Annotated in this window: 7 protein-coding genes and 1 pseudogene; 7 read left to right on the top strand and 1 reads right to left on the bottom strand. The window is 64.6% G+C overall.

Going from position 1 to position 8,936, the window contains the following annotated elements:
* The 3 genes and pseudogenes from VMJ11_RS05650 to lpxC all read left to right on the top strand — a co-directional run.
* Positions 1–432 (top strand): annotated as a pseudogene (locus VMJ11_RS05650) (cell division protein FtsZ); the annotation flags it as partial.
* A 277-nt stretch (positions 433–709) separates the two neighbouring features.
* Positions 710–1,219 (top strand): peroxiredoxin, encoded by a 510-nt coding sequence (locus tag VMJ11_RS05655; protein WP_325617798.1) that lies wholly within the window; start codon positions 710–712, stop codon positions 1,217–1,219.
* 258 nt (positions 1,220–1,477) lie between these two features.
* Complete coding sequence (gene lpxC / locus VMJ11_RS05660) at positions 1,478–2,395, top strand: UDP-3-O-acyl-N-acetylglucosamine deacetylase (protein WP_325617800.1); 918 nt, start codon at positions 1,478–1,480, stop codon at positions 2,393–2,395.
* Positions 2,396–2,472: 77 nt separating this feature from the next.
* Here the strand turns inward: lpxC and VMJ11_RS05665 are convergent, their stop codons facing one another.
* Positions 2,473–2,946 carry a DciA family protein gene (locus tag VMJ11_RS05665; RefSeq protein ID WP_325617802.1) on the bottom strand — a complete coding sequence of 158 codons (474 nt, stop codon included), beginning with the start codon at positions 2,944–2,946 and terminating at the stop codon, positions 2,473–2,475.
* Between the two features lie 413 nt (positions 2,947–3,359).
* Here VMJ11_RS05665 and secA point away from each other — a divergent pair, with 413 nt between their 5' ends.
* From secA to VMJ11_RS05685, 4 genes are all read left to right on the top strand, one after another.
* Positions 3,360–6,164: a preprotein translocase subunit SecA gene (gene secA, locus VMJ11_RS05670; RefSeq protein ID WP_325617804.1), complete on the top strand. Its 2,805-nt coding sequence runs from the start codon at positions 3,360–3,362 to the stop codon at positions 6,162–6,164.
* A 186-nt stretch (positions 6,165–6,350) separates the two neighbouring features.
* Positions 6,351–7,592: a bifunctional glutamate N-acetyltransferase/amino-acid acetyltransferase ArgJ gene (gene argJ, locus VMJ11_RS05675; protein ID WP_325617806.1), complete on the top strand. Its 1,242-nt coding sequence runs from the start codon at positions 6,351–6,353 to the stop codon at positions 7,590–7,592.
* Positions 7,593–7,624: 32 nt separating this feature from the next.
* Entirely contained in the window at positions 7,625–8,497 is an 873-nt protein-coding gene (locus VMJ11_RS05680) for an ATP-binding protein (protein ID WP_325617808.1), read from the top strand.
* The gene (locus VMJ11_RS05685) at positions 8,494–8,919 is read left to right on the top strand and encodes an NUDIX domain-containing protein (RefSeq protein WP_325617810.1); all 426 of its coding nucleotides are present in this window, start codon (positions 8,494–8,496) and stop codon (positions 8,917–8,919) included. Before VMJ11_RS05680 ends, VMJ11_RS05685 begins: the two co-directional genes overlap by 4 nt.
* The last annotated feature ends 17 nt before the right edge of the window (positions 8,920–8,936 follow it).

The following is an 8,936-nucleotide window of genomic DNA, read 5'->3' on the forward strand; positions in this document are numbered from 1 at the left end:
CGTGGCGTGCTCGTCAACATCACGTCGAGCCGTTCGCTGCGTCTGTCGGAAACGCGCGAAGTGATGAACACCATCAAGAGCTATGCTGCGGAAGACGCCACGGTGATCTTCGGCGCGGTGTACGACGACGCGATGGGCGACGCACTGCGCGTGACGGTGGTGGCGACGGGCCTTGGCCGCGCGGCGAAGAAGCAGCAGGCCGCGCCGATGCAGCTCCTGCGCACGGGCACGGACAACCATCCGATCCCGGCGGCCCAGGGCTCGTACGCGCCGCAGCACGCGCACGGCAACACCGCCGACTACGGCGCGCTCGATACGCCGGCTGTCTGGCGCACGTCGCGCGACACCGCGGCTTCGCACGTGCAGGCGCTGCAGGAAAAGGGCGTCGACACGTACGACATCCCGGCGTTCCTGCGCAAGCAGGCGGACTAAGCTAGAGGTCTGGCTGCGGCAGGGCGCATGATATGCGCTCGCCCGCAGACGGACGCAGTGCGGGCGTCGCAATGAAGGCGAGCAAGGCCAGCAAGGCCGCATCCGCGAGGATGCGCGGCAGGGACGGTTGCCCGCCACGCAAAGTGCGTGGGGGACGGGCGCGGTGTCGCCCGGTGGACCTGCAGAACCTTGAAGTACATCGTTGCCCAACATTGCGAGAGGCGGTGATCCGCTACGCCAGCGCTACAAGCTTGTGCATCGTTGCAAAGGACGAGTCATGATCAAACAGGGTGAAACGCTGCCCGAAGCGACCCTCTTCGAGTTCGTCGAAGACGCGCGCGAGGGTTGCACGCTGGGGCCCAACAGCTTCAGCGTGCGCAAGGAAGCGGCGGGCAAGCGCGTGGTGATCTTCGGATTGCCGGGCGCGTTCACGCCCACGTGCTCAGCGAAGCACGTTCCGGGTTACGTCGAGCACTACGACGCGCTGCGCGCGGCCGGTGTCGACGAAGTCTGGTGCGTGTCCGTCAACGACGCGTTCGTGATGGGCGCGTGGGGACGCGATCAGCGTACCTCGGGCAAGGTACGCATGATGGCCGACGGCAGCGCGGCGTTGACTCGTGCACTCGGACTAGAGCAGGACTTGTCGGCGCGTGGCATGGGAATCCGCTCCCAGCGCTACGCGATGGTGGTCGATGACGGCGTGGTCAAGACGCTGCACGTCGAAGCGCCCGGCAAGTTCGAAGTAAGCGATGCCGCGAGCATACTTGCCACGTTGACCCGCGCATGAGCGCATTCGCGAGCGTTGCGTTGCCTCGATGCAACGCCATAGCGCGGCGCAAATGTGACAGGTGATTACGTGAGCCCAGCGGGCCGATGACCCCGGGAACGCCTCCGTTCCGGAAATCGGCCCGCCCTCCCTCCCTGCCGGGTAACAGAGGGAAACAGTTTGTCGCGCCCGTGAGGACGACGGACTTGCCGCAACTGGAGTATAATTCGCGCTATGAATTAAAAAGTCCCGATTGGGATTTTCAATGAGCAGAGAACCATGTTGAAGCAGCGAACCATCAAATCGATCGTGAAGACAGTCGGCATCGGCCTGCATTCGGGCCGCAAGGTCGACCTGACGCTCCGTCCGGCGGCGCCGAACACGGGCATCGTGTTTTCGCGCGTGGATTTGCCGACGCCGGTGGACATTCCTGCATCGGTGATGGCGATCGGCGACACCCGTCTTGCCTCGGTGCTGCAGAAGGACGGTGCACGCGTCTCGACGGTCGAGCATCTGATGTCCGCCTGCGCGGGCCTTGGCATCGACAACCTCTACGTCGACGTGACCGCCGAGGAAATTCCCATCATGGACGGCAGCGCGGCTTCGTTCGTGTTCCTGATCCAGTCGGCGGGCATCGAAGAGCAGAACGCACCGAAGAAGTTCATCAAGGTCAAGAAGCCGGTCGAGATTCGCGACGGCGACAAGTTCGCGCGCCTGGAGCCGTATTTCGGCTTCAAACTGAAGTTCACGATCGATTTCCGTCACCCGGCCGTCGACAAAACGGGCCAGGCGCTCGAAGTGGACTTCGCCAACACGTCGTACGTGCGTGAAATCGCACGCGCGCGCACCTTTGGCTTCGCACATGAAGTCGAGATGATGCGCGAGCTGGGCCTCGCGCGCGGCGGCAGCATGGACAATGCGATCGTGCTGGACGAATACCGCATCCTGAACAACGACGGCCTGCGCTACGACGACGAGTTCGTGAAGCACAAGATGCTCGACGCGATTGGCGACCTCTACGTGATTGGCCATCCGCTGCTGGCCGCGTACGATGCCTACAAGTCGGGCCACGGCCTGAACAACGCGCTGCTGCGCGAGCTGCTCGCAAACGAGGACGCCTACGAGATCGTCACGTTCGACGATATGCAAAAGGCTCCGCGCGGCTTCGGCTATGAGGCGCAGACGGCGTTTGCCTGAGTGTTTCGGCTTTTGCCGAGAGAGGAAAGGGCGGCTTCATGCCGCCCTTTTTCATTTTGTGCGATTTGTGCCGCGGTTCAGCGCTTCTTGATGTGGCGCGCCGCCATTTTCGCGAGCGCGGCCTGCAAGGGCGAGGGCGCCATCGACTCGCTGAGCGCCATGAGCGCGGCGGCGCCTGCCGGCGTCATGCGAGCTTCTTTGGGCGGCGTGGGCTCCTTCACCGCCTGCGGGCGTACGCGAATGCGCACGCCGTCGAGGGGCCACCCGCGCGCCTGGAGGTCGGCCACGAGACGCGGTTCGAGATGGCGCAGCCGCGCCGCGAGCGCGTTATGCCCGGCAAAGAGGGCCAGCTTGCCGTCCTTGATGAAGCCCGGTTCCACGCTGGCTGCGAGATAGTCGGGCAGCAATGCGTCGAGGTCGCGCTGGATCGCCGCAATCTGCTCGACGCCGGCGCGCAGCGGCGCGAACGCGTCCGTGCGCCTCAGCACTTCGGCGAGCGGCTGCGGGGCGCGTGGCCCCGTGGACCTTGAAAAAGGCGAGAAACGGCTCATGTGGCAGAAAGATGGGCGAGCGCGCAGGCGCGCGTGGCGCGATACTTCGAAGTCGTACCGTGATGCCGCCATTGTAGCCTGCGCACCGCGTCCCATCCTGCTTGAACGCGCCTTCCAGCCAGACCTGGCCTGATGACCAGGACCGTCTCGCGGCCCTTCGCCACACGACGGGAAGGCCGTGCGTACGGGCATTGAGCGCGCCAGGGCCGTCTTTGCGCTGACACAGGCGGCCGTGAGGGCGCGTGCTAAAATGCGCGATTCGAATCCACCATTTGGGCTTAAGCCGCCGAGGTCCTTCCGATCCGGGTGCGGAGTGTAGAAACTGCAGCAGGCATTGCGGCAGGCGCTGCACGATCAGCTAAACCCACCCGCGCAGGAATCCCGGCCGAAGCCGCGACGCAGACACCGATCCGATGACCACCGGTTTCTTACAGAAAATCTTTGGCAGCCGCAATCAGCGCCTGATCAAGCAATATCAGAAGACGGTAGCGGCGATCAACGCGCTCGAACCGAAGATCGAGCAGTACACCGACGAGCAACTGCGCGCGAAAACGGTCGAGTTCCGCGAGCGGGTGGCCAACGGCACCTCGCTCGACGAGCTACTGCCCGAAGCGTTCGCGGTTTGCCGCGAGGCGAGCAAGCGCGTGCTGAAGATGCGCCACTTCGACGTGCAGCTGATCGGCGGCATGGTGCTGCATTACGGCAAGATCGCCGAAATGCGTACGGGCGAGGGCAAGACGCTCGTCGCCACGCTCGCCGCGTACCTGAACGCGTTGTCCGGCCGCGGCGTGCACGTCGTGACCGTGAACGACTATCTCGCGCAGCGTGACGCCGAGTGGATGGGCCGCCTGTACAACTTCCTCGGTCTGAGCGTCGGCATCAACCTGTCGCAGATGGACCACGCGATGAAGCAGCAGGCTTACGCGGCGGACATCACCTACGGCACGAACAACGAGTTCGGCTTCGACTACCTGCGCGACAACATGGTCTACGAGACCGAGGCGCGCGTGCAGCGCGCGCTGAACTTCGCCGTGGTCGACGAGGTGGACTCGATCCTGATCGACGAAGCGCGTACGCCGCTCATCATCTCGGGCCAGGCCGAAGACCATACCGAGCTCTACGTGCGTATGAACGCACTGCCGCCGCTGCTCGAGCAGCAGATCGGCGAAGAGAAGGCCGACGGCACGGGCGTGGAAAAGCCGGGCGACTACACGCTCGACGAAAAGGCGCGTCAGGTGTTCCTCACAGAATCGGGCCACGAAAAGGCCGAGCGCATGCTCGCCGAGTGGGGCCTGATCGGCGAGGGCGAGAGCCTCTACGCGCCGCAGAACATCACGCTGATGCACCACGTGTACGCCGCGCTGCGCGCCCACACACTGTTCCACAAGGACCAGCATTACGTGGTGCAGAACGGCGAAGTCATCATCGTCGACGAATTCACCGGCCGCCTGATGGCCGGCCGCCGCTGGTCTGACGGCCTGCATCAGGCCGTGGAAGCGAAGGAGCACGTGAAGATCCAGAGCGAGAACCAGACGCTCGCCTCGATCACGTTCCAGAACTACTTCCGCATGTACGCGAAGCTTTCGGGCATGACGGGTACGGCGGACACCGAAGCGTACGAATTCAACGAGATCTACGGCCTCGAAACGGTCGTGATCCCGACCAACCGCACGCCCAAGCGGATCGACAAGCAGGACCAGATTTACAAGACGGCGAAGGAGCGCTACGACGCAGTGATTCGCGACATTCGCGAATGCTACGAGCGGGGCCAGCCGGTGCTGGTCGGCACGACCTCGATCGAGAACTCCGAGCTGCTCTCGCACTTGCTGACCAAGGCGGCGTTGCCGCACGAGGTGCTCAACGCGAAGCAGCACGCGCGGGAAGCGGCGATCGTCGCCGAAGCGGGGCGTCCGCAGCGCATCACCATCGCCACCAACATGGCGGGTCGCGGTACCGACATCGTGCTGGGCGGCAACGTCGAGAAGCAGGCCTCGTTCATCGAAGCCGACGACGCGATCCCCGCCGACGAAAAGGCACGCCGCATTCAGAAGCTCAACGACGAATGGCAGACGCTGCACGATCAGGTGAAGGCCGCGGGCGGCCTGCACATCATCGGCACCGAGCGCCACGAGTCGCGCCGGATCGACAACCAGCTGCGCGGCCGTGCGGGCCGTCAGGGCGACCCGGGCTCGTCGCGCTTCTATCTGTCGCTTGAAGACCCGCTCTTGCGCATCTTCGCGGGCGACCGCGTGCGCGCGATCATGGACCGCCTGAAGATGCCGGAAGGCGAGGCGATCGAGGCGGGCATCGTCACGCGCTCGATCGAGTCGGCGCAGCGCAAGGTCGAAGCGCGCAACTTCGACATCCGCAAGCAACTGCTCGAATACGACGACGTCTCGAACGATCAGCGCAAGGTGATCTACCAGCAGCGCAACGAACTGCTCGAAGCGCATGACATCACCGAAACGATCGGCGCGATGCGTCACGGCGTCATCACGGACATCGTGCGTCAGTTCGTGCCGGCGAGCAGCATCGAAGAGCAGTGGGATGTGCCCGAACTCGAAGAAGTGCTGCGCAACGAATGGCAGCTCGACCTTGCGATTCAGGAGATGATCAACGAGTCGTCGTCGATCAACACCGACGAGATTCTCGAAGCCGTGATCGCCGCCGGCGACGAAGCCTACGAGCAGAAGGTGGCGCTCGTGGGCCGCGAATCGTTCAGCGCGTTCGAGCGCTCGGTCATGCTGCAGACGCTCGACCGCAGCTGGCGCGAGCACCTCGCGGCGCTCGACCATCTGCGTCAGGGCATCCATCTGCGCGGCTATGCGCAGAAGAACCCGAAGCAGGAATACAAGCGCGAAGCGTTCGAGCTGTTCGCCGCGATGCTCGAAGCCGTGAAGCTCGAGGTCACGCGTATCGTGATGAACGTGCAGATCCAGTCGCCGGAGCAGCTCGAGCAGGCAGCCGAGCAGATCGAAGAGCAAGGCCATCATCTCGAGAACGTCGAGTTCCGTCACGCGGAGTTCGCCGAGGCCGAAGCGGCGCCGGGTCCTGCAGTTGCCGCACCCGTGGCGGCCGATGCCGCCGCGGCCATGGTGGGCGCGGCCATGAGCCACACGGCGCCGGTGGGTCACGACCTGCCGAAGGTGGGCCGCAACGATCCGTGCCCGTGCGGCAGCGGCAAGAAGTACAAGCAGTGCCACGGCAAGATCTCGTGATGCGGCGTCGCGGCGGCACATGGTCTCGCTGCCATTTGCCTGTCGCAGGCCTGTCGCAGGCGCCGTGCAAACTTGAGCGTTGAATCCGGTGGCCCGCACTTCGTGGCGGGTCTTACGTTTTGAATCCCGATGCCGGCCAGGCCCTGAGCGCCTTGGCCGGCATTGCCTTTTCGACAGGTCGCCACGATGGCTGTCAATTTCCCCTCGATCGATCCCGCTCAACTTTATCCCGTCGCCGGCGTGACGCTCGGCTGGGCGGAAGCCAACATCCGCAAGCCCAATCGCAAGGATGTGCTGGTCATTTCCGTCGACGAAGGCGCGAGCGTCGCCGGCGTATTCACGCTGAACCGCTTCTGCGCTGCGCCGGTCACGGTATGCCGCGAGCATCTCGCGAAAGTGCGCGCAGGCGGCAAGGGCATTCGCGCGCTGGTGGTGAACACCGGCAATGCCAACGCCGGCACCGGCGAGCCGGGCCTCGCGCACGCCCGCGAAACCTGCGATGAGCTGGCGCGTCTCGCGGGCATCGAGCCTTCCCAGGTGCTGCCGTTTTCGACCGGCGTGATTCTCGAGCCGCTGCCCATCGACCGCCTGAAGGCCGGCTTGCCCGCCGCGCTCGAAAACCGCAAGGCCGCGAACTGGTACGACGCCGCGCAGGCCATCATGACGACCGACACGTTGCCGAAGGCCGTGTCGCGCCAGGTCACGATCGAAGGACACACGATCACGTTCACCGGCATCAGCAAGGGTGCGGGCATGATCAAGCCGAACATGGCCACCATGCTCGGCTTCCTCGCCTTCGACGCGAACGTCGCGCAACCGGTGCTCGACGAACTCGTGAAATACGTGGCCGACCGCTCGTTCAACTGCATCACCATCGACGGCGACACCTCGACCAACGACTCGTTCATGCTGATCGCCTCGGGCAAGTCGAGCCTGCCTGCGATCACCTCCACGCAAACGAGCGCGTATGCCGCGCTTCGCGACGCAGTAACGGCCGTCGCCCAGGATCTCTCGCAGCTGATCGTGCGCGACGGCGAAGGCGCGACCAAATTCATGACCGTTCAGGTGGAAGGCGGCAAGGACGTGGCCGAGTGCCGTCAGATCGCCTATGCGATTGGCCATTCGCCGCTCGTCAAAACGGCGTTCTACGCGTCGGACCCCAACCTCGGTCGCATCCTGGCCGCGATCGGCTATGCGGGCGTGACGGATCTCGACGTCGACAAGATCGACCTTTATCTCGACGACGTGCTCGTAGCGAAGGCGGGTGGCCGTAACCCGGCGTACCGCGAAGAAGATGGCCAGCGCGTCATGAAGAAGAGCGAGATCCTGATTCGCGTGCTGCTCGGCCGCGGCGACGCGCAGGCCACCATCTGGACCTGCGACCTGTCGCACGACTACGTGAGCATCAACGCCGACTATCGTTCCTGAACGCCGTTACCGATTGAAAACGTCTTGATCACATGGACAAGCTCGAACAGTTTCTGAATCGCGCCGAAGCATTGCTGGGCCGCCTCGAAGCGGTGCTGCCGCCGTCGGCGCCCGAGGTCGACTGGAACGCGGCCATCGCGTTTCGCTGGCGCAAGCGCCAGGGGCGTGGCTATCTGCAACCGGTGCCGGCGATTTCGCTGATCACGCTGGACGACCTGCAGAACATCGATCGCCAGAAAGATCTCATCGACCGCAACACGCGCCAATTCGTGCAGAAGAAGCCCGCGAACAACGTGCTGCTCACCGGCGCGCGCGGCACCGGCAAGTCGTCGCTGATCAAGGCCTGCCTGAACGCGTATGCGAAGGACGGCCTGCGCCTGATCGAAGTCGACAAGGACGATCTGCACGACCTCGGCGACATCGTCGACCTGATCTCGACGCGCCCCGAACGCTTCATCGTGTTCTGCGACGATCTCTCGTTCGAGGAAGGCGAGTCGGGCTACAAGGCGCTGAAGGTGGCGCTGGACGGCTCGGTGGCCGCGCAGTCGGACAACGTGCTGATCTATGCGACCTCGAACCGACGCCATCTGCTGCCCGAGTACATGAGCGACAACGAGACGTACAAGCACATGCCCGACGGCGAGATCCATCCGGGTGAAGTCGTGGAGGAGAAGATTTCGCTCTCCGAGCGCTTCGGCCTTTGGGTGAGCTTCTATCCGTTCAAGCAGGACGACTATCTGACGATCGTCGGCCACTGGCTGCGCCATTTCGGCTGCGATGACGCCGAAGTCGAGGCCGCACGCGGCGACGCGCTCGTCTGGGCGCTGGAGCGCGGCTCGCGCTCGGGCCGCGTAGCGTGGCAGTTCGCACGCGACTGGTCGGGCAAGAAGGCGCAAGAGGCATGAGCGGCGACGCTCCGAGGACCGCGAGCGCGCCCGCGCGCCCCGTGACGGAAGTCGCGGTTGGCGTGCTCGTGCAGCCCGACGGCCGCTATCTGCTCGCGCAGCGCCCCGAGGGCAAGCCCTATGCGGGTTACTGGGAGTTTCCGGGCGGCAAGCTGGAGAAGGGCGAGTCGGTCGAGGCTGCGCTCGCGCGCGAATTGCACGAGGAACTGGGCATCGACGTGAAGGCGTGTCACCTCTGGCACACGCTCGAACACGATTACCCGCACGCCTATGTGCGCCTCTACTTCTGCAAGGTGACCGACTGGACCGGTGAGCCGCATGGTCGCGAGGGCCAGGCGTTCGTCTGGCAATCGCTGCCGGCGAGCGTCGAGCCGCTGCTGCCCGCGACGATTCCCGTGCTGGAGTGGCTCGCCGCAGAGTGATGCTACGAATGGCTACC

The sequence above is a fragment of the Paraburkholderia sp. genome, assembly GCF_035501035.1.
Taxonomy (GTDB): domain Bacteria; phylum Pseudomonadota; class Gammaproteobacteria; order Burkholderiales; family Burkholderiaceae; genus Paraburkholderia.